Annotated in this window: 16 protein-coding genes and 1 pseudogene; 13 read left to right on the forward strand and 4 right to left on the reverse strand. The window is 70.8% G+C overall.

What is annotated here, in order from left to right; all coding sequences use genetic code 11:
• Positions 1-46: 46 nt before the first annotated feature.
• Positions 47-637, forward strand: coding sequence for a GNAT family N-acetyltransferase (locus tag ACZ52C_RS23180; RefSeq protein ID WP_469076523.1), 591 nt, complete (start codon positions 47-49; stop codon positions 635-637).
• Here the strand turns inward: ACZ52C_RS23180 and ACZ52C_RS23185 are convergent.
• A complete protein-coding gene (locus ACZ52C_RS23185) occupies positions 618-1,661 on the reverse strand; it encodes a zinc-dependent alcohol dehydrogenase family protein (protein WP_469076524.1) in 1,044 nt (347 codons plus the stop codon). The genes ACZ52C_RS23180 and ACZ52C_RS23185 overlap by 20 nt on opposite strands.
• Before the next feature lie 207 nt (positions 1,662-1,868).
• Positions 1,869-4,103, reverse strand: coding sequence for an MMPL family transporter (locus ACZ52C_RS23190; RefSeq protein WP_469076525.1), 2,235 nt, complete (start codon positions 4,101-4,103; stop codon positions 1,869-1,871).
• 171 nt (positions 4,104-4,274) lie between these two features.
• Between ACZ52C_RS23190 and ACZ52C_RS23195 the strand changes: the two genes are divergently transcribed.
• From ACZ52C_RS23195 to ACZ52C_RS23205, 3 genes are all read left to right on the forward strand, one after another.
• Complete coding sequence (locus ACZ52C_RS23195) at positions 4,275-5,003, forward strand: TetR/AcrR family transcriptional regulator (protein WP_329912260.1); 729 nt, start codon at positions 4,275-4,277, stop codon at positions 5,001-5,003.
• Positions 5,004-5,078: 75 nt separating this feature from the next.
• Positions 5,079-5,318, forward strand: a complete 240-nt coding sequence (locus tag ACZ52C_RS23200; protein WP_045557636.1) for a heavy-metal-associated domain-containing protein — start codon at positions 5,079-5,081, stop codon at positions 5,316-5,318.
• 25 nt (positions 5,319-5,343) lie between these two features.
• Complete coding sequence (locus ACZ52C_RS23205) at positions 5,344-7,626, forward strand: heavy metal translocating P-type ATPase (protein ID WP_469076526.1); 2,283 nt, start codon at positions 5,344-5,346, stop codon at positions 7,624-7,626.
• A gap of 677 nt (positions 7,627-8,303) precedes the next feature.
• Here ACZ52C_RS23205 and ACZ52C_RS23210 read toward each other — a convergent pair.
• Together ACZ52C_RS23210 and recD2 are read right to left on the reverse strand one after the other, a co-directional pair.
• The gene (locus tag ACZ52C_RS23210) at positions 8,304-9,593 is read right to left on the reverse strand and encodes a citrate synthase (protein ID WP_329897229.1); all 1,290 of its coding nucleotides are present in this window, start codon (positions 9,591-9,593) and stop codon (positions 8,304-8,306) included.
• Between the two features lie 273 nt (positions 9,594-9,866).
• Positions 9,867-12,131, reverse strand: a complete 2,265-nt coding sequence (recD2, locus tag ACZ52C_RS23215; RefSeq protein WP_469076527.1) for an SF1B family DNA helicase RecD2 — start codon at positions 12,129-12,131, stop codon at positions 9,867-9,869.
• 188 nt (positions 12,132-12,319) lie between these two features.
• On the opposite strand from recD2, the gene ACZ52C_RS23220 reads away from it, so the two are divergent.
• The 9 genes and pseudogenes from ACZ52C_RS23220 (at position 12,320) to ACZ52C_RS23260 (ending at position 21,434) form a co-directional block, all read left to right on the forward strand.
• Positions 12,320-12,889 carry a hypothetical protein gene (locus ACZ52C_RS23220; RefSeq protein ID WP_469076528.1) on the forward strand — a complete coding sequence of 190 codons (570 nt, stop codon included), beginning with the start codon at positions 12,320-12,322 and terminating at the stop codon, positions 12,887-12,889.
• Positions 12,890-13,049: 160 nt separating this feature from the next.
• Positions 13,050-14,084 (forward strand): LacI family DNA-binding transcriptional regulator, encoded by a 1,035-nt coding sequence (locus ACZ52C_RS23225; protein WP_469076529.1) that lies wholly within the window; start codon positions 13,050-13,052, stop codon positions 14,082-14,084.
• A complete protein-coding gene (locus ACZ52C_RS23230) occupies positions 14,081-15,610 on the forward strand; it encodes a sugar ABC transporter ATP-binding protein (protein ID WP_469076530.1) in 1,530 nt (509 codons plus the stop codon). Before ACZ52C_RS23225 ends, ACZ52C_RS23230 begins: the two co-directional genes overlap by 4 nt.
• Positions 15,600-17,561 (forward strand): ABC transporter permease/substrate-binding protein, encoded by a 1,962-nt coding sequence (locus tag ACZ52C_RS23235; protein ID WP_469076531.1) that lies wholly within the window; start codon positions 15,600-15,602, stop codon positions 17,559-17,561. Before ACZ52C_RS23230 ends, ACZ52C_RS23235 begins: the two co-directional genes overlap by 11 nt.
• A gap of 114 nt (positions 17,562-17,675) precedes the next feature.
• Positions 17,676-18,575, forward strand: coding sequence for a ribokinase (locus ACZ52C_RS23240; protein WP_469076532.1), 900 nt, complete (start codon positions 17,676-17,678; stop codon positions 18,573-18,575).
• Entirely contained in the window at positions 18,572-18,961 is a 390-nt protein-coding gene (rbsD, locus tag ACZ52C_RS23245) for a D-ribose pyranase (protein ID WP_469076533.1), read from the forward strand. Before ACZ52C_RS23240 ends, rbsD begins: the two co-directional genes overlap by 4 nt.
• A gap of 185 nt (positions 18,962-19,146) precedes the next feature.
• Positions 19,147-19,643: pseudogene (locus ACZ52C_RS23250) on the forward strand (type VII secretion protein EccC); the annotation flags it as partial.
• Complete coding sequence (locus ACZ52C_RS23255; RefSeq protein ID WP_469076534.1) at positions 19,558-20,151, forward strand: DUF6177 family protein; 594 nt, start codon at positions 19,558-19,560, stop codon at positions 20,149-20,151. The pseudogene ACZ52C_RS23250 and the gene ACZ52C_RS23255, both read left to right, overlap by 86 nt.
• Positions 20,152-20,279: 128 nt before the next feature.
• Positions 20,280-21,434 carry an ABC transporter substrate-binding protein gene (locus ACZ52C_RS23260; protein ID WP_469076535.1) on the forward strand — a complete coding sequence of 385 codons (1,155 nt, stop codon included), beginning with the start codon at positions 20,280-20,282 and terminating at the stop codon, positions 21,432-21,434.
• The last annotated feature ends 30 nt before the right edge of the window (positions 21,435-21,464 follow it).

The raw sequence follows: 21,464 nt of genomic DNA on the forward strand, positions 1-21,464 counted from the left end.
ACCTATTCGCTTGTCCCCGGGTCCGCGCCTTGTCCAGGATCCGGGGATGAGCCTTTTCGAGAACCCCGTCCTCACCGGTGAGAAGGCCGTGCTGCGGCCGTTCAGGGAGGACGACGCGCCCGTGATGGCGCGCATCCTGGCCGACCCGGAGGTCGTCCGGCTCACCGGCAGCCCGACCGAGCGATTCGAGCTGGACCGGCTGCGGTCCTGGTACGGCAGCCGCAACGACCAGACCGACCGCCTCGACCTCGGCATCGTGGACCGGGCGAGCGGTGACCTGGTGGGTGAAGCCGTACTCAACGAGGTCGACGAAGCCAACCGCAGCTGTTGCTTCCGGATCCTGATCGGTCCCGGCGGGCAGGACCGGGGGGTGGGCACGGAGGCCGTTCGGCTCACGGTCGGCCATGCCTTCGAGCACATCGGTCTGCACCGCGTCGCGCTGTACGTCTTCACCCACAACCCCAGAGCCCGGCGCGCCTACGAGAAGGTCGGCTTCGTGGCCGAGGGAATCGAGCGGCAGACCCTGTGGCAGGGCGGGGAGTGGATCGACGCCGTGCGGATGTCGATCCTCGCCCCGGAGTGGGCCGCCCATCGGGGGCGACCCGAGGGGGACGGGGTCAGCTCCACGGTTCGATGACCGTCACCCCGCTGCCCGGAGCCGTGCCCATCGCGGCGAGTGCTGCCGGGGCCGCGTCCAGGCCGATCGTCGCGGTCACCAGGAGGTCGGGGCGCAGGACGCCCTCTTCGACCAGCTTCAGCATCGTGGGGTAGGCGTGGGCCGCCATGCCGTGGCTGCCGAGGAGTTCCAGCTCCAGGGCGATCGCGCGGGCCATCGGCACCGGGGTGGTGCCCGTCTCCGAGGGCAGCAGCCCCACCTGGACGTGGCGGCCCCGGCGGCGGAGGCCGTTGACGGAGGCCGCGCAGGTGGCCGGGGAGCCGAGCGCGTCCAGGGAGAGGTGGGCGCCGCCGCCCGTGAGGTCGCGGACCGCCTCGGCCGTGTCCTTGACCGCCGACGCGTCCACGCACTCCGCCGCACCGAACTTCCTGGCCAGCTCCAGGGCCCGGGGCGACACGTCGACGGCGATCACCCGGGCTCCGGACGCCGCCGCCACCATCACCGCCGACAGGCCCACACCGCCGCAGCCGTGGACGGCGACCCACTCCCCCGCCGCGACGCGGCCCTGCGCCACCACCGCGCGGAACGCCGTGGCGAAGCGGCAGCCGAGCGAGGCCGCCGTGCCGTACGACAGGTCGTCGGGCAGCGCCACCAGGTTCACGTCGGCGTGGTCCAGGGCGACGTACTGGGCGAATGAGCCCCAGTGGGTGAAGCCCGGCTGTGTCTGCCGCTCGCACACCTGCTGGTCGCCGGCCGCACAGGCGGGGCAGGTGCCGCAGGCGCACACGAACGGGACGGTGATCCGGTCGCCGGGGCGCCAGCCCGTGACCGCCGCGCCGGTGGCCTCCACGACGCCGGCCAGTTCGTGGCCGGGGACGTGCGGGAGCGTGATGTCGGGGTCGTGGCCCTGCCAGCCGTGCCAGTCGCTGCGGCAGAGGCCGGTTGCCTCGACGCGGACGACTACGCCGTGGGGGGTGGGGGTGGGGGTCGGGACGTCTTTTGTCTTGGGCGTCTTTCCGAACTGCTCGAACACTACTGCGCGCATGTGGCCCACCCTTCCGTTCGGGGCCGGTGATCGCTGGCGGCCCCGGTCAGCATCGCATCGTCGGTGCGTGGGGTTTTCTCGCCCCCGCCGCCCCTACCCGTCCCATCCTCAAGGGCTGCGCCCCTTTGACCCCCAGCGTCCGTCCGGTGGGGGCTGGTCGCGCAGTTCCCCGCGCCCCTGAAAAGCAGGGGCTGCGCCCCGTGCTTTTCAGGGGGCCGAATGCGTGGCGACCGGCTCCGGTTGCGGTTCGGGGGTGGGGGTGGGGGTCGGTGGGGCCGCTTCGGTCAGGCCGAACCTGTTGTGGAAGCGGCGTAGTGGGGGTGGGGCCCACCATGTCGCGCGGCCTGTGAGGCGCATGACCGCGGGGACCAGGAGGCTGCGGATGACCATGGCGTCCATGAGGACGGCCAGGGCTATGCCGAGGCCGAGCATCTTCGTGTTGGTGACCCGGGAGGTGCCTATGGCGACCATGACGACGGCGAGGATGACGGCGGCGGCGGTGATCAGACCGCCGGTGCGCTGGAGGCCGAAGCGCACCGAGGCGGTGTGGTCGCCGGTGTGGTCGTACTCCTCCTTGATGCGGGAGAGCAGGAACACGCCGTAGTCCATGGAGAGTCCGAAGGCCACGCAGAACATCAGGACCGGGAGGGTCGTCTCTATGGAGCCGGGGCTGGTGAAGGCGAGCAGGCCGGAGAGGTGGCCGTCCTGGAAGACCCACACCAGCGCGCCGAACATCGCCGTCAGGCTGAGGGCGTTGAGAAGGACCGCCTGGAGGGGGATCAGCACACTGCCGGTGAGCAGGAAGACCAGGATCAGCGTGACGATCACGATGAAGGAGAGGGCCCAGGGGAGGCCGTCCCCTATCGCCACCTTGGTGTCGACCAGCACCGCCGCCGTGCCCGTCACCGAGGTGTCGAAGGGGGCGTGCGTCGCCCGGATCTCCTCGACCAGGTGTTGCGCGCCCTCGTCGACCGCCTCGCCCTTCGGCTGCACGGTGAAGTAGGCCCAGTCGCCCTCGACCAGGGGCCCCTCCACCCTGAGCACCTCGGGGAGGTCCGCCAGCCGCTCCTTGTAGGCGCCGTACTCCGCCTTCGTCGCCTCGCCCTCCGCGAGCACCGCCAGGCCGCCGCCGGGAGTGCCCGGGAAGCCCTCGCGCAGATGCTGCTGGACGACGTGCGACTCGGCGGTGGAGGGGAGTTGGCGGTCGTCGGCCGTGCCGAACCTCACCCCCAGGAAGGGGAGGCCGAGGAGGAGCAGACCGGCGGTCGTGGCGACGGCGAAGTACGGGGCGCGGCGCATGACGAGGGCTGCCGTGCGGCCCCAGGCCGCGCCCTCCTCCGCGGCCGGGGAGTCCCCGCTGCCGGTCTCCGCCTTGCGGCGGCGCTTGAACAGTTTGCGCAGGTCCAGGGCGTTGACGCGGTCGCCCAGGAGGACGAGCGCGGCCGGGAGGAGGATCAGGGCCGCTGCGGCCGCCAGCAGGACCACCGCGATGCCCGCGTAGGCGAAGGACTTCAGGAAGTACTGCGGGAAGACCATCATCGCGGCGAGGGAGACGGCGACCGTGAGGGCGGAGAAGAGGACCGTGCGGCCGGCCGTGCGCAGGGTGGTGGCGACGGCCGTCAGGGGGTCGGCGCCGGTGGACAGCTCTTCGCGGAAACGACGCACGATGAACAGGGCGTAGTCGATCGCCAGGCCCAGGCCCATGGCCGTGGTGAGGTTCAGGGCGAAGACCGACACGTCGGTGACCTCGGTGAGGCCGCGCAGGATGGCGTTGGTGCCGAGGATCGCGACGATGCCGACGCCGAGCGGCAGCAGGGCGGCGACCGCGCTGCCGAAGACCATGACCAGCAGGACGAGGGTCACCGGCAGGGCGATCATCTCGGCCCGCAGCAGGTCCTCCTGGATGGTCGTCTGCATCTCGTGGCGGACCGCGAGGATGCCGCCGACCTTGACCTCGACCGGGCCGTGCGTACCGCGCAGCTCGGGGGCGATGCGGTCCAGGGTCTTGTTCACGGCGGTGTCGTCGCCGGTGAGGCGGGCCGCTATCAGTGCCTCGGTCCCGTCCTCCGAGCGCAGCGTCGGGACGCCGGTCAGCCAGTAGGAGCCGACGCCCGTGACGCCCTTCTCGGCGGTCAGCCGCTCGGTCAGCTGCTTCGCCTCGGCGGCGACGGCCGGGGCGTCGACCGAGGTCTCGCCGGCGTCGACCAGCAGCAGGAAGTTCGGCTGGGAGTCGGGGAACTCGCGCTCCAGAGCCTTGGTCGCGTAGGTGGACTGGGCGGCCGGGTCCTCCCAGCCGCCGCTGCCGAGCCGGTCGGCGACATCGCTGCCCGCGACGACCGCGAGGGCGGTGAGCACCAGGGCGACCAGCAGGGAGAGCCGGGGGCGGGCGGTCACGAACCGGGTCCAGCCTCCGGGTCGGGGTGGCCGGTTGACTTCGGTCATGGTGCGGTGTCCCCTTCACTCTGATCGCTCCGCGTCCGCGCCGAGCGCAGCCAGGTGGCACGGGAGCACCGAGCCATACACTGGCAAACACGAGCAGTCGCTCGCGTTTCATCAGAATGCGAGCGACCACTCGTGTTTGTCAATCACGTCCGGAAAGCTGGGGATAACCGCGTGCCCACCCACCAGGAGAAGGAACAGCCCGAACAGCCCCAGAAGGCTGAGCGACTCCGGGACAAGGAGCAGCCGCGCCGCCGCCAGGCCCGCGGCGAACGCCGTATCGCCCAGCTCCTCGACGCCGCGGCCTCCGTGTTCAGCTCGACCGGGTACACCGCCGCCAGCACCAACGCGATCGCCCGCGAGGCGGGGGTCTCACCGGGCACGCTGTACCAGTTCTTCCCGAACAAGGAAGCGATCGCGATCGAGCTGGGCGAGCGGCTCATGCGGGAGATGCAGGCGGCGTACGGCGAGGCGCTCGCCCCGGTCGACCCGGCGACCCCGCTGGAGGAGGCCGTCGCGGCGGCCGTCGACCGTTTCATCGACTTCAACTGCCGGCACCCGGTGTTCTTCGCCCTGATGCACGGCCCGGACGTCCCCGGACGGATCGCCGAGCAGCACGACGCCCTGCACACGACCCTGGTCGCACGCGTCGAGGCCCTGCTCACCCCCCTCCTGCCCGACGAACCGGCCGCCGCCGTCAGCCGCGTCGCGCGTGTCTGCATCGGCGTCTACATGGCCGGTCTGGAGCTGGTGCTCGCCCACGAGGGCGCCGAACGCGACGCCTACGTACAGGAACTGAAGAACGTCGTGCTCCGGTACCTGGAGCCCCTCGTGGGCGACAAGCTCGCTGCCGGCCCCGCGAGCGGCACTCCCGCCCCACGCGCCTTGGATTCATACCCCTAGGGGGTATAAGATGGGCACCCTGAAGGGTTACCCGACCCGACATCGCCCCCACCCGCCCCGATGAGGAGTAACGACATGACCACCGAGACCGACACCCAGGGCACCGTCACCGCCGTCTACAAGGTGAGCGGCATGAGCTGCGGGCACTGCGAGGGCGCCGTTTCGGGCGAGATCACCCAGCTCGACGGCGTGTCCTCGGTGAAGGCCGTCGCCTCCACCGGCGAGGTCACCGTGGTCTCGGCCGCCCCGCTCGACGAGGAGGCCGTGCGCGCCGCCGTCGACGAGGCGGGCTTCGAGCTGGTCGGCAAGGCCTGAGGCACCGGGTCGTACGGGCACGGACATGACGAGCACCACCGCGGCAGCGGCCCCGAGCGCCCCCGTCCACGAGGTCGAGCTGACCATCGGCGGAATGACCTGCGCCTCCTGCGCGGCCCGCGTCGAGAAGAAGCTCAACCGCCTGGACGGGGTCACCGCGTCGGTGAACTACGCGACGGAGAAGGCGAAGGTCACCTACCCCGCCGGGACGGAGGTCGCCGACCTCATCGCCACCGTGGTGAAGACGGGCTACACGGCCGAGGAGCCACCGCCCCCGGCCCCTCCGCGGACCGAGGAGGACGAGCCCCTCCCGGCGGCGGAGGCGGACCCCGAACTCGCCTCGCTGCGGCAGCGGCTGACCGTCTCGGCGCTGCTCGCGGCGCCCGTCGTCCTGATGTCCATGGTCCCCGCCCTCCAGTTCGACAACTGGCAGTGGCTCTCGCTGACGCTGGCCGCGCCCGTCGTCGTCTGGGGCGGGCTGCCCTTCCACCGGGCCGCGTTCACCAACCTCCGACACGGCGCGGCCACGATGGACACGCTCGTCTCCGTCGGCACGCTCGCCGCCTTCGGCTGGTCCCTGTGGGCCCTCTTCCTGGGGCACGCGGGCATGCCGGGCATGCGGCACGGCTTCGAGTTCACCGTCTCCCGGACGGCCGCCTCGTCGACGATCTATCTCGAAGTGGCCGCCGGGGTGGTCGCGTTCATCCTGCTCGGCCGCTATCTGGAGGCCCGCTCCAAGCGCCGCGCGGGCGCCGCCCTCAAGGCGCTGCTGAAGCTGGGCGCCAAGGACGTCTCGGTGCTGCGGGAGGGGCGGGAGGTGCGCATCCCGGTCGGGCGGCTGGCGGTGGGTGACCGTTTCGTCGTACGCCCCGGGGAGAAGTTCGCCACCGACGGCACCGTCGTGGAGGGCGCCTCCGCCGTCGACGCGTCCATGCTGACCGGCGAGTCGGTGCCGGTGGACGTGACCGTCGGCGACACCGTCACGGGCGCGACGGTGAACGCCGGCGGACGGCTGGTCGTCGAGGCCACCCGGATCGGCGCGGACACGCAGCTGGCCCGGATGGCACGGCTGGTGGAGGACGCGCAGAACGGCAAGGCGGAGGTGCAGCGGCTCGCCGACCGGATCTCGGCGGTGTTCGTGCCGGTCGTCCTCCTGATCGCGGTCGCCACGTTCGGCGTCTGGCTCGGCGCCACCGACGACATCACCGCCGCGTTCACGGCGGCCGTCGCGGTGCTGATCATCGCCTGCCCGTGCGCGCTCGGCCTCGCCACCCCGACCGCCCTGATGGTCGGCACCGGCCGGGGCGCCCAGCTCGGCATCCTCATCAAGGGCCCCGAGGTCCTGGAGTCCACCCGCCGCGTCGACACCGTCGTCCTGGACAAGACCGGCACCGTCACCACCGGCCGGATGACGCTGAGGCGGGTGTACGTCGCCGGGGACGCCCACGCGGGCACCGATGACATCGGCGAGGCGGACGTCCTGCGGCTCGCCGGTGCGGTCGAGCACGCCTCCGAGCACCCGGTGGGCCGGGCGATCGCCGCGGGCGCCGAGGAGCGCGTGGGCGCGCTGCCGCCCGTGGAGCGCTTCGAGAACCTGCCCGGAAGGGGCGTACGCGGCCTCGTGGAGGGCCACGACGTCCAGGTGGGCCGATTCCCCGGCCGGTCGCTCCCCGAGGCCGTACGGAGCGCCAAGGAGGCCGCGGAGGACGACGGGCACACGGCGGTCGTCGTCCTCCGCGACGACGTGGCACTCGGTGTCGTCACCGTCGCCGACGCGGTCAAGGAGACCAGCGCCGAGGCGGTGCGGCGGCTGCGCGCCCTCGGGCTCACCCCGTTGCTGCTGACCGGGGACAACGAGCGCGTGGCCCGGTCCGTGGCCGCGGCGGTCGGCGTCCGGCCCGAGCACGTGATCGCGGAGGTACTGCCCGAGGACAAGGCCGACGTCGTCCGCGGGCTCCAGGGCGAGGGCCGTACGGTCGCGATGGTCGGCGACGGGGTCAACGACGCCGCCGCGCTGGCCGTGGCCGACCTCGGGCTCGCGCTGGGCACGGGGACGGACGCGGCGATCGAGGCGGGCGATCTGACGCTGGTGCGCGGGGACCTGCGGGTGGCCGCCGACGCCATCCGGCTGTCACGGCGGACCCTGTCCACGATCAAGGGCAATCTGGCCTGGGCCTTCGGATACAACGTGGCCGCGCTGCCGCTGGCCGCCGCCGGATTGCTCAATCCGATGATCGCGGGGGCGGCTATGGCCTTTTCGTCCGTTTTCGTGGTAACGAACAGCTTGCGACTGAGGACATTTTCGTGACCGAGGGGCAAAAGTCCCTCTAGAGTCCGGAAGCAGCCTCACATAAGCTCTTCACAAGGCTCGCGCATCATCCTTACGCTGGGACCTCGATCACCGAATCGGGTCTCTTGCGCATCTTCAGGACATAACGCAAGAGACGCAGATCACAGTCGAGTGAACGTAACCACCGAAGGGGTTCGTGAGTCTAAGTTGGCGATGTCAGAAGCGTCTTGGGGGGCGTGACTGGCATCTGGGGATGTCTTGGGGGACGTTCCCGGAATTGCGTTGCCGGGGCACGTGCACCGGGGAGCTTTGAGCGGCCCTCCCGTACGTACGCGTCCCGGCAGACCGCACACCGCAGCACAACAGACACATACAGGTAGGACGACGAGTTCCGCTCGTCCAGCTCAGCGAATTCAGGCGCTGTGCCCACCAGACGCCCGGCCGGATCCCGTGGGGGGAATCCGCACCGGGACATGGGAAGGCGCCCTGCTCGCCGGCCCGTGGGGGGACCAGCGTTGCAGGGCGCCTTCTCCTATTTTTTGGGCTCGGTTCGCCTCCGGGGCGCCCTCTGCTGTAGCGAGGCACGTAGCGGGACTGCGCGTGACGGGACCGGCGAGGTGCAGCGGAGGGGCCCGTACGGACGGCTCTCCGTACGGGCCCCTCTGCTGCTACGGGTACTACGGGTACTCGGTCGTTCAGCGGGCCTCGACCGGGACGAAGTCGCGCTCGACCACGCCCGTGTAGATCTGACGGGGGCGGCCGATGCGGGAGCCGGGCTCCTTGATCATCTCGTGCCACTGGGCGATCCAGCCCGGCAGGCGGCCGAGGGCGAAGAGGACCGTGAACATCTCGGTCGGGAAGCCCATGGCGCGGTAGATCAGGCCCGTGTAGAAGTCCACGTTCGGGTAGAGGTTGCGCGAGACGAAGTAGTCGTCGGAGAGCGCGTGCTCCTCCAGCTTCAGCGCGATGTCCAGCAGCTCGTCGGACTTGCCGAGGGCCGAGAGGACGTCGTGCGCGGCGGCCTTGATGATCTTGGCGCGGGGGTCGAAGGACTTGTAGACCCGGTGGCCGAAGCCCATCAGGCGGACGCCGTCCTCCTTGTTCTTCACCTTGCGGATGAAGGAGTCGACGTCGCCGCCGTTGGCCTTGATGCCCTCCAGCATCTCCAGCACGGACTGGTTGGCGCCGCCGTGCAGCGGGCCCCAGAGCGCGGAGATGCCGGCGGAGATCGAGGCGAACATGTTCGCCTGCGAGGAGCCGACCAGGCGGACCGTGGAGGTCGAACAGTTCTGCTCGTGGTCCGCGTGCAGGATGAGCAGCTTGTCGAGCGCGGAGACGACGACCGGGTCGAGGTCGTACTCCTGGGCCGGGACCGAGAAGGTCATGCGCAGGAAGTTCTCGACGTAACCGAGGTCGTTGCGCGGGTAGACGAACGGGTGACCGATCGACTTCTTGTACGCGTAGGCCGCGATGGTCGGCAGCTTGGCGAGCAGACGGATCGTGGAGAGATTGCGCTGCCGCTCGTCGAACGGGTTGTGGCTGTCCTGGTAGAACGTCGACAGGGCGCTGACCACGGAGGAGAGCATCGCCATCGGGTGGGCGTCCCGGGGGAAGCCCCGGTAGAAGTTCTTGACGTCCTCGTGCAGCAGGGTGTGCTGCGTGATCTCGTTCTGGAACGTGGAGAGCTCGTCGACGGTCGGAAGCTCGCCGTTGATCAGCAGGTACGCCACCTCGAGGAAGGTGGAGCGCTCGGCCAGCTGCTCGATCGGGTACCCACGGTACCGAAGGATGCCCTGCTCACCGTCGAGATAGGTGATGGCGGATTTATAGGCGGCGGTGTTCCCGTAGCCGCTGTCCAGGGTGACCAGACCGGTCTGGGCCCGGAGCTTCCCGATGTCGAAGCCCTTGTCGCCGACGGTGCTGTCGATCACCGGGTAGGTGTACTCGCCGTCGCCGTACCGCAGTACTACAGAGTTGTCGCTCACGTCATCCCTCACCGACGTAGTGCCTCTTCTTCGAGGTGCCCTGACTGTCTCTACCATCCCCCAATTGGCTCTGGAGAGTGCACTCGGGGTCGACCATCGGGCCCATCGGCGGCACTCAGTGCCGCCAACTTGCTCATCCTGCCCCCTCCGTCCGACATCTGGAAGGGCTGTGTGACCTTTACGACTCATTTGATCGATCAAATTTCACTCACGGGGCGACGCGCCGTCACGAGAGGTCCCCAACCGGGCGTCGGGGCGGCCCCGCCGGGACGCTCACAGGGACCGCGGCGCGAGCCGGAAGTCGAGGGCCGTGCACCTCCGTCCCGCCGACACCGTCCGTACCGCCTGCCCTATCGCCTTGCGGGAGCCGACGAGGACGACCAGCTTCTTCGCCCTGGTCACCGCCGTATACAAAAGGTTGCGCTGGAGCATCATCCAGGCACCGGTGGTGACCGGGATCACCACGGCCGGGTACTCGCTGCCCTGGGACCGGTGGATCGTCACCGCGTAGGCGTGCGCCAGCTCGTCCAGTTCGTCGAACTCGTACCCCACCTCCTCGTCCTCGTCGGTGCGGACCGTCAGCCGCTGGTCGACCGGGTCGAGCGCGGTGACCACGCCGACGGTGCCGTTGAAGACGCCGTTCTCGCCCTTCTCGTAGTTGTTGCGAATCTGGGTGACCTTGTCGCCGACGCGGAAGACCCGGCCGCCGAACCGCTTCTCGGCCAGGTCGGGGCGGGCGGGGGTGATGGCCTGCTGGAGCAGCCCGTTGAGGGTGCCCGCGCCGGCCGGGCCCCGGTGCATGGGCGCGAGGACCTGGACGTCCCGGCGCGGGTCGAGCCCGAACCTGGCCGGAATGCGACGGGCCGCCACGTCGACCGTGAGCCGCCCGGCCTCCTCCGTGTCGTCCTCCACGAAGAGGAAGAAGTCCTTCATGCCGTCGGTGACCGGGTGCTGCCCGGAGTTGATCCGGTGTGCGTTGGTCACCACACCCGACTGCTGGGCCTGGCGGAAGACCTTGGTGAGGCGGACGGCGGGGATCGGGCTGCCGTCCGCCAGCAGATCGCGGAGGACCTCGCCGGCGCCGACGCTCGGAAGCTGGTCGACGTCTCCGACGAAGAGGAGATGGGCCCCCGGAGGCACCGCCTTCACCAGCTTGTTGGCGAGGAGGAGGTCCAGCATGGAGGCCTCGTCGACGACCACCAGATCGGCGTCCAGGGGGCGGTCCTTGTCGTACGCCGCGTCACCGCCGGGCTTCAGCTCCAGCAGGCGGTGGACGGTGGAGGCCTCGGCGCCGGTCAGCTCGGCGAGGCGCTTGGCGGCCCGGCCGGTGGGGGCGGCGAGAACGACCTTCGCCTTCTTGGCGCGGGCCAGCTCCACGATCGAGCGGACCGTGAAGGACTTGCCGCACCCCGGGCCGCCGGTCAGCACGGCCACCTTCTCGGTGAGCGCGAGACGTACGGCGGCCTCCTGCTCGGGCGCCAGCTCCGCGCCCGTACGCCCCCGCAGCCAGGCCAGCGCCTTGTCCCAGGCGACGTCGTGGAAGCCGGGCATGCGGTCGGCGTCGGTGCGCAGGAGGCGCAACAGCTGGGCGGAGAGGGAGAGTTCCGCGCGGTGGAAGGGGACGAGATACACGGCGGTGACCGGGTCGCCGTGCTCGCCGTCCTGGCCGGGGACCTTCTCCCGTACGACACCGGGGTCGCCCGAGTCCTCGTCCGGCAGGGCGAGTTCGGCCAGGCACTCGATGACCAGGCCCGTGTCGACCTGGAGGAGCTTGACCGCGTCGGCGATCAGGCGCTCCTCCGGGAGGTAGCAGTTGCCCTGGTCGGTGGCCTGCGAAAGGGCGTACTGCAGGCCCGCCTTGACCCGCTCCGGGCTGTCGTGGGGGATGCCGACGGACTGGGCGATCTTGTCTGCGGTGAGGAAGCCGATGCCCCAGACGTCGGCGGCGAGCCGGTACGGCTGGTTCTTCACGACCCCGATCGAGGCGTCGCCGTACTTCTTGTAGATGCGGACCGCGATGGACGTGGACACCTCCACGGTCTGGAGGAAGAGCATGACCTCCTTGATCGCCTTCTGTTCCTCCCAGGCGTCGGCGATCTTCTTGGTGCGCTTGGGGCCGAGCCCGGGGACCTCGATGAGGCGCCCCGGCTCCTCCTCGATGATCTGGAGGGTGTCCAGGCCGAAGTGCTGGGTGATGCGGTCGGCGAAGATCGGGCCGATGCCCTTGACCAGGCCGGAGCCGAGGTAGCGGCGGATGCCCTGGACGGTGGCCGGGAGGACGGTCGTGTAGTTCTCGACGGTGAACTGCTTCCCGTACTGCGGGTGGGAGCCCCAACGGCCCTCCATCCGCAGGGATTCGCCGACCTGGGCGCCGAGCAGCGCGCCCACGACGGTGAGGAGGTCGCCGCCACCCCGGCCGGTGTCCACGCGCGCGACCGTGTAGCCGTTGTCCTCGTTGGCGTACGTGATGCGTTCCAGGACGCCTTCGAGTACGGCGAGACGTCGTTCGCCCGGGGGATTTCCCGCCTGCTGAGCCATGATCCGACGGTACCGGGGCGGTGTGACAGGGGCGGAGGAACGTACGGCCGGCGGTGCGCTTCGGTGGCGATGACCGAAAGTGATGCACACAAGCCGAGTTCCATGGAGATACTGGTGTCACTGATCATATGTATCCGGCCTCGGGCAGTGCGGTCGGCTGCTTCGGCACGTCGACCGTGGGAGCCGACTTGACGCCTCGTAAGGGAACCGGCCGGTGCGCCGCCTTCCTGTTGACGACCGTGCTGGCGACCGGAGCGCTCGCCGGGTGCGAACTTCTTGACGCCGCTTCCACCTCGGGCTGCGAGGGCACCGAAAGCCGGGTCGACAAGCTGAAGTCGTACGGCGTTCTCGACTCCCGGCCGCAGGGGACGATCCTGCCCCAGGGCTTCGAGGACCTCGACGCCGGCTGCTGGGTGGACAGCGGCGAAGCCTGGTTGTACGCCGAGCGGACCTACGTGTTCCCCGGTGACAGGGACGAAGTGATCCAGTACTACCGGGCCGCGGCGGAGCGCGAGGGGTGGAAGCTGTCCCGGGGCACGCGACAGGCCCTGGAGAAGGACCCGTTCGCGAGCCTGTGCTTCACCCGCGGCGGGACGGACGACGCGACGACGCTGGACGTCTATTTCCTGACCAAGGCGATCCTTGACGCGGAGGAGACCGAGACCGGGCCCGAGTTCGCCTCCGGGTTCGGCTACCGGGTGGCCGTCGGTTCCACGGCGTCCACGGCCGACGATTCCCCGACCGGCTGCTCGGACTGAAGCCGGCCCGTCCGCGCCGGACGCATCGCCCCGGGTGGTGACCGACCGCTCGGTCACGATTGGATTTCGGCCATGGCCGGGCCCTTGCCGCAGACCCGTGTAATCGATTCCAATCCTCCATGACGTCGATGTAATCGATTCCACGAGGAGGTGGACGGCGGTGGCGAGTATCAAGGACGTCGCGGCCGAGGCGGGGGTGTCCGTCGCCACGGTGTCGCGGGTGCTCAATGACCATCCGTCGGTCAGTGCGGACGCGCGGGCGCGGGTGATGGCCGCCGTCGCGGCGCTGGGGTACCGGCCCAACGCCGTGGCCCGGTCCCTGCGCACCGACCAGACCCACACCCTCGGGCTCGTCATCAGTGACGTGATGAACCCGTACTTCACCGAGCTGGCGCGGTCCGTCGAGGAGGCGGCGCGGGCGCTCGGATACAGCGTGATCATCGGGAACGCCGACGAGCGGCCCGAGTTGCAGGACCACCATGTGCGGAACCTGCTGGACCGGCGGATCGACGGGCTGCTCGTGTCGCCGACCGACGGTGGTTCGCCGCTGATGCTGGACGCTGTGCGGGCGGGGACGCCGATGGTGTTCGTGGACCGGTGGATCCCGGGCGTGGACGTGCCCGTGGTGCGCGCGGACGGGCGGGGTGCCGTGCGGGATCTCGTCACCCATCTGTACGGGCTCGGGCACCGGCGGCTGGCGATCATCGCCGGTCCGGCCGCGACGACGACCGGACGGGAGCGCGTCGAGGTCTTCCGCGAGGCGCTGGCCGAACACGGGCTGGCGCTGCCGGACGCGTACACAGGGCAGGGCGACTTCCAGGCCGAGAGCGGGCGGCGGGTCACCGAGGGGTTCCTGGACCTGCCCGAACCGCCCGAGGTCGTGTTCGCGGCGGACAACCTGATGGCGCTCGGCGCGCTGGACGCCGTCCGCGCGCGCGGGCTGCGGGTTCCGCAGGACGTCGGGCTGGCCGCGTTCGACGACATCCCCTGGTTCGTGCACACCGATCCGCCGATCACGGCGGTGGCCCAGCCGACCGGCGAGCTGGGGCGGGCCGCCGTGCGCGCGCTCGTCGACCGTATCGAGGGGCGGCCCCCGCAGTCCGTCACCCTCCCCGCACGTCTCGTCGTACGCCTCTCGTGCGGCGAGTCCACTCCCCCCGAGCCGTCCCCCGTGACGAACAGGAGCACGTCGTGAGCGACCCTGACGAGTTGCTGCGCATCGAAGGCATACGCAAGACCTTTCCCGGTGTGGTCGCGCTGGACGGCGTCGACTTCGAGCTGCGCCGGGGCGAGGTGCACGTCCTGCTCGGCGAGAACGGCGCGGGCAAGAGCACGCTGATCAAGATGCTCTCCGGTGCCTACACGCCCGACGCGGGGCGGATCCTGGCCGGCGGCGAGGAGGTGCGCATCCATGGTGCGCAGGACTCCGAGCGGCTCGGGATCGCCACCATCTACCAGGAGTTCAATCTCGTTCCCGACCTGACCGTCGCCGAGAACATCTTCCTCGGGCGGCAGCCGCGCCGCTTCGGGATGATCGACCGGAAGCGGATGGAGGCCGAGGCGGCCGAGCTGCTGGAGCGGGTCGGGGTCAGCGTGTCCCCCCGCGCGCGGGTGCGTGAACTCGGCATCGCGCGGCTCCAGATGGTCGAGATCGCCAAGGCGCTGAGCCTGGACGCCCGTGTGCTGATCATGGACGAGCCGACGGCCGTGCTGACGACCGAGGAGGTCGAGAAGCTCTTCTCGATCGTGCGGCGGCTGCGCGAGGACGGGGTCGGGATCGTCTTCATCACCCACCACCTGGAGGAGATCGCCGCCCTGGGGGATCGCGTGACGGTCATCCGGGACGGGAAGAGCGTCGGACAGGTGCCGGCCACCACGCCGCAGGACGAGCTGGTCCGGCTCATGGTCGGGCGGTCGATCGAACAGCAGTACCCGAGGGAGCGGGCGGACTCGGGCGAGGCCCTGCTCGTCGTCGAGGGGCTCACGCGAAACGGCGTCTTCCACGATGTGAGCTTCGAGGTGCGGGCCGGTGAGGTCGTCGGCATCGCGGGGCTCGTGGGGGCCGGGCGTACGGAGGTCGTGCGGGCGGTGTTCGGCGCCGATCCGTACGACGAGGGCGCCGTGCGGGTCGCCGGTTCCGCGGTGCCCGGGGACGACGTGGGCGCCGCCATGGCCGCCGGGATCGGGCTGGTGCCCGAGGACCGCAAGGGCCAGGGGCTGGTGCTGGACGCGTCCGTGGAGGAGAACCTCGGCCTGGTGACCCTGCGGGGCGCGACCAGGGGCGGCTTCGTCGACCTCAAGGGGCAGCGGGCGAACGCGGCCGGGGTCGCCGAGCGGCTCGGGGTCCGGATGGCCGGGCTGCACCAGCAGGTGCGCACCCTCTCCGGCGGCAACCAGCAGAAGGTCGTCATCGGCAAGTGGCTGCTGGCGGACACCAGGGTGCTGATCCTCGACGAGCCGACGCGCGGCATCGACGTCGGCGCGAAGGTCGAGATCTACGAACTGATCAACGAGCTGACGGCCGCCGGTGCGGCCGTGCTGATGATCTCCAGTGACCTGCCCGAGGTGCTCGGTATGAGCGACCGGGTGCTGGTCATGGCCCAGGGGCGGATCGCGGGCGAACTCGCCGCCGCCGAGGCCACCCAGGACGCGGTGATGGCGCTCGCCGTGTCCCACCCCACCACATCTACGACGGGAACGGAGGCCTCCGATGGCCGCTGACACGCTCAAGAGCACGCCGGGCGCGCGGGGCGCCTCGGGGACGTCGGGGCTACGCCGGCTCCTGCTCGACAACGGCGCGCTGACCGCGCTCATCGTCCTCGTCGTCGCGATGTCGGTGCTGTCCGGCGACTTCCTGACGGCCGACAACCTGCTCAACATCGGCGTCCAGGCCGCCGTCACCGCGATCCTCGCGTTCGGTGTGACCTTTGTGATCGTCTCGGCGGGCATCGACCTGTCGGTGGGTTCGGTGGCCGCCCTGTCGGCGACCGTGCTGGCCTGGAGCGCCACGTCGGAGGGGGTACCGGTCCCGATAGCCGTGCTCCTCGCCGTCGTCACCGGCATCGCGTGCGGTCTCGTCAACGGCTTCCTGATCTCGTACGGGAAGCTGCCGCCGTTCATCGCGACGCTCGCCATGCTGTCGGTGGGGCGCGGTCTGTCGCTGGTGATCTCGCAGGGCAGCCCGATCGCGTTCCCGGAGTCGGTCTCGCACCTCGGGGACAACCTGGGCGGCTGGCTGCCGGTGCCGGTCCTGGTGATGCTGGTGCTGGGCGGTGTGACGGCCGTGATCCTGGGCCGTACGTACATCGGGCGTGCCATGTACGCGATCGGCGGCAACGAGGAGGCGGCCCGGCTGTCCGGGCTGCGGGTGAAGCGGCAGAAGCTCGTCATCTACGCGCTGTCCGGGCTGTTCGCCGCCGCCGCGGGCATCGTGCTCGCCTCCCGGCTCTCCTCGGCGCAGCCGCAGGCCGCGCAGGGCTACGAGCTGGACGCGATCGCGGCGGTCGTCATCGGCGGCGCCTCGCTGGCCGGCGGCACGGGCAAGGCGTCGGGGACGCTGATCGGCGCGCTGATCCTGGCGGTGCTCAGGAACGGCCTCAACCTGCTGTCCGTGTCCGCCTTCTGGCAGCAGGTCGTCATCGGTGTGGTGATCGCGCTGGCGGTGCTGCTGGACACCGTGCGCCGGAAGGCGGGTGCGACCCCGGTGGCGGCCGGTGCCGGAGGCCCCGGGGACCGGAAGAAGCAGGCGCTGACGTATGTGCTGGCCACGGTGGTCGCGGCGGCGGTCGTGGGCGCGACCTCGTTCCTGCACGGCGGGTCGTCGGCGGCGAAGAGCGAGAAGATCGGGCTGTCGCTGTCGACGCTCAACAACCCGTTCTTCGTGCAGATCCGGGCCGGTGCCCAGGACGAGGCGAAGAAGCTGGGCGTGGACCTGTCCGTCACCGACGCGCAGAACGACGCCTCGCAGCAGGCCAACCAGCTGCAGAACTTCACCAGCGAGGGCCTCGGCACGATCATCGTCAACCCGGTGGACTCCGACGCGGTGACCCCGGCGGCGAAGGCCGTCAACAAGGCGGACATCCCGCTGGTGGCCGTCGACCGCGCGGTGAACGGCGCGAACACCGCCGCGCTCGTCGCCTCCGACAACGTCAGCGGCGGCAGGCTCGCCGCCAGGTCGCTCGCCGAGAAGCTGGGCGGCAAGGGCGAGATCGTCATCCTCCAGGGCCAGGCGGGCACCTCCGCCAGCCGGGAGCGCGGCGCCGGCTTCGCCGAGGGGCTGAAGGACTACCCGGGCATCAAGGTCCTCGCCGAGCAGCCGGCCGACTGGGACCGCACCAAGGGTCTCGACGTGATGACGAACCTGCTCCAGGCCAACCCCGGCGTCGACGGCGTCTTCGCCGAGAACGACGAGATGGCGCTCGGCGCGATCAAGGCGCTCGGCGCCAAGGCCGGAAAGTCCGTCCAGGTCATCGGGTTCGACGGCACCGCCGACGGGCTGAAGGCCGTGGAGGCGGGCACGCTGTACGCGTCGGTCGCGCAGCAGCCCGCCGAACTCGGCAGGATCGCGGTGCGCAACGCGGTCGAGGCCGCCGAGGGCGAGAAGGTCGAGAAGTCGGTGATGGTGCCGGTGAAGGTGGTCACGTCCGAGAACGTGGCCGAGTTCAGCGGCTGACACGATGCGGTGGCCGGACGGGAGTACGCGGACCCGTCCGGCCGCCTCGGCGTTTCCGCCCGCGGCGCGACCGGCCGGCGGGCGGCTCACTCCACCTGCACAGGGAGATGGATCATGTACGACTACGACCTGCTGGTCGTGGGATCGGCCAATGCCGACCTGGTGATCGGTGTCGAGCGCCGGCCGGGGGCCGGTGAGACCGTGCTCGGCTCCGACCTGGCCGTGCACCCGGGCGGCAAGGGTGCCAACCAGGCGGTGGCGGCGGCCCGGCTCGGGGCGCGTACGGCGCTGCTGGCGCGGGTCGGCGACGACGGCCACGGGCGGCTGCTGCTCGACTCGCAGCACGCGGCCGGGGTCGACACGGCCGGGGTGCTGGTCGGCGGGGCGCCGACCGGGGTCGCGCTGATCACGGTGGACCCGTCGGGCGACAACAGCATCGTGGTGTCGCCGGGCGCCAACGGGAGGCTTACCCCCGAGGACGTACGGGCGGCGGACGCGCTGCTGCGGGCCTCGCGGGTGGTCTCGGCGCAGTTGGAGATCCCGTTGGAGACGGTGGTGGAGGTGGTGCGGCGGCTGCCGGAGGGGACGCGTTTCGTGCTGAACCCGTCGCCGCCCAGGGAGTTGCCCGCCGAGGTGCTGGCCGCCTGTGATCCGCTGATCGTCAACGAGCACGAGGCGCAGGTCATCGTCGGGGGTGAGCTGGCGGGTTCGCCGGAGGACTGGGCGCGGGCGCTGCTGGCGCTCGGGCCGCGTTCGGTGGTGGTGACGCTGGGCGCGGAGGGTGCGCTGGTCGCGACCGCCGAGGGCAGTGCGCGGGTGGCGGCGGTGAAGGTGGAGGCCGTGGACACCACGGGGGCCGGGGACGCGTTCACGGCGGCGCTGGCGTGGAAGCTGGGGGCGGGGTCGGCGCCGGCCGAGGCCGCCGCGTACGCGGCCCGGGTGGGGGCCGCCGCCGTCACGAGGGCCGGGGCGCAGGTGTCGTTCCCGACCGCCGAGGAGGTCGCGGCGCTGTGAAGCGGAGCGGGATACTCAACCGTCATCTGGCGGGCGCCATCGCCGAGTTGGGGCACGGGCACGGGGTGCTGGTGTGCGATGCGGGGATGCCGGTGCCGCAGGGGCCGCGCGTGGTCGACCTGGCGTTCCGGGCGGGGGTGCCGTCCTTCGCGGAAGTGCTGGACGGGCTGCTCGACGAGATCGTGGTCGAGGGGGCGACGGCGGCGTACGAGGTGCGGCAGGCGAACCTGGAGGCGACGGCGCTGCTGGAGGACCGTTTTCCGGAACTGGAGCTGGTCTCCCACGAGAAGCTGAAGGAGCTGTCGGCGGGCGCGCGGCTGGTCGTGCGGACCGGGGAGGCGCGGCCGTACGCGAACGTGCTGTTGCGGTGCGGGGTGTTCTTCTGATCCCCCTGCTCCGACCACCGGCACATGTTTCGAGGGGCCCGGTTCAGTGGACCGGGCCCCTCGGCTTTCCCCTCCGTATCAAGACCCCCGCGATCCCCCCAGATCCCCCTCCGAGAAGTCCTGATGCCACGTACGACCCGCGAGGCGGGGGGAGGGTTGCACGGCGTCCCAAAGAATTTTGTGCGGCGGACGAGGAGCTGGTCTTCGGGGTGTTCGACCCGAGGCGCGGGCTGCGGGGGTGATCCCGGAGCCGTACCGGGGCGGGTACGCGCACAACGCGAAGCTCGCGGCGGGGCTGTCGAGCGGGATCGCGGGCGAGCTGGAGAAGCGGATGCCCCAGAGCGCCGACCCGGACGCGCTGACGGACGAGCCCGCGTTCGAGGGCCCGCGGATCGTGATCCTGGTCGACGACTACGACATCCTCACCACCGCCGGGCAGCAGCCGCTGGCGCCGTTCCTGCCGTATGTGTCGTCGGCGCAGGACATCGGGCTGCACTTCGTGATCACCCGCCGGGTGGCGGGCTCCTCCCGGGCGATGTACGAGCCGCTGTTGCAGACCGTCCGCGAGACCGGCACGGCCGCGCTGCTGATGACCGGTGAGCGGAGCGAGGGCCAGCTCTGGCTGGGGCACCGCCGAGCCGGTCAACCTCCCCTGGTCCCCACGGCAGTTGACCGACCTCGCCCGGGAGCGGGCGCCCGAACCCTCGCAGCTGATCGTCGTCGGCACACCGGACCGGCCCGCGACGGCGACGGTCCGGGTGACCCGGACGACGAAGGGCGTGGAGGAGGACGTGGTCCTCACGATCGGCTACGCGGCCGGTGAGCACCCGCCGCTGGACCGCGTCGAGGCGCTGGCCGACACCCTGGTCCGGGAGCACGGCCTGCGGACCATGCTGACCTCGGTGCGCGTGGCCCGCGCCGACCTGACGACCGCGCCCCGCCTGGAGGGACCGCCGCTGCCGGCGACCTTCACCCTCGGCCCGGACGACGTGCACACCGTCGGCCTGGACCACGCGCGCCGGCCACCGGTCGAGGTCCGCCCGCAACAGCTCGGCCCGACGTCCCGCCCGGCCCTGCACTACCCCCTCGGCGACGGCACGGACCCCGCCTCCTGGACACGACTCCAGCAGCTCACGGCGCACCTCCGGGGCGATCGTTCCCGGCCATCCGTCCCTGCTCAACAGGGGTGACTCGCGTCACTAACTCAACGACCAATACGAGCAGTACGAGCTCTGACAGGAGAAGGATTTACCGGCCTGACCTGGGTCTCTAACCTCCCGGCAACAGCTGCCAGAAGGCACGCGCCAGGAGGAGAACCATGGCCAGATCCAGCCAGCCCAGCACCCGACGCATCGTCGTCACCGCGTGCGCCGCGACCCTCGCGCTCGGCACCCTGGCCGCCTGCGGCGGCGGTGGGACCGACGCGCCGAAGGTGGCGGAGAACAAGATCTCGGCGGGTCAGGTGCCGGACTACTACCCGGCGGACTACGCGGACCTGATCGCGGCGGCCGAGAAGGAGGGCGGCAAGCTCACCGTCTACTCCAACCTCGGCGACGAGAACATGGCGCCGATCGTCCGGGACTTCAAGAAGAAGTACGACTTCATCAAGACCGTCTCCGTCAACGAGCTGGACAGCGACGAGCTGTTCCAGAAGACCCTGTCGGAGAACGCGGCCGGTTCCTCCCCGGCGGACGTGCTGATCTCCAGCGCGGCGACGGCGTGGGCGGACTTCTCGGCCCGCAAGGACACGGTCCTGGCGTACAGGTCGCCGGAGCTGAAGAAGCTGGGCGCGAGCGCCGAGCTGCTGCCGAGCGTGTACTCGCTGTCGCAGGACCCGATGACGATCGCGTACAACACGTCGCTGATGGAGACCCCGCCGACCACCCTGACGGACTTCGCGAAGATCGTGACGGAGGACGAGGGCACGTACAAGAACAAGGTGACGGTCCGCGACCCGGAGGGCTCGTTCGGCTTCACGGTCACGCGGGCGCTGACCGAGGGCAACCCGGAGGCATGGGACGACCTGGAGAAGATCCTTCCGCTGACCCGTCCGGAGACCTCCTCCGGCACCCAGCTGGAGAAGATCGTCGCCGGTGAGTACACGGCCGGCTTCCTGATCAGCGCCTCCCCCGCCTACCCGGTCGTCGAGGACAGCGCGGGCCTGGTGAAGATCGTCTTCCCGAAGGACGGCACGGTCGTCCTGCCGCGCGGTATGGGCATCGCCGCCGAGGCGCCGCACCCGGCGACCTCGAAGCTCTTCATGGACTTCGCCCTCTCCGAGGAGGGTCAGCGCGCGGTCGCCGAGGGCGGTCTGGCCTCCTACCGCGACGGGGTGAAGGGCGAGGGCCTGCACACCTACCAGGAGGTCGTGGACGCCGTCGGCGAGGAGAACATCATCCACGTCAAGTACGAGGCGGTCTCCAAGGACGACTCCGAGGCCTGGCTGGAGCGCTTCGACGGACTGCGTAAGTAGACGGACTCCGTAGGCAGGCAGCTTTCAAGG

The organism is Streptomyces sp. NPDC034049 (assembly GCF_055575575.1).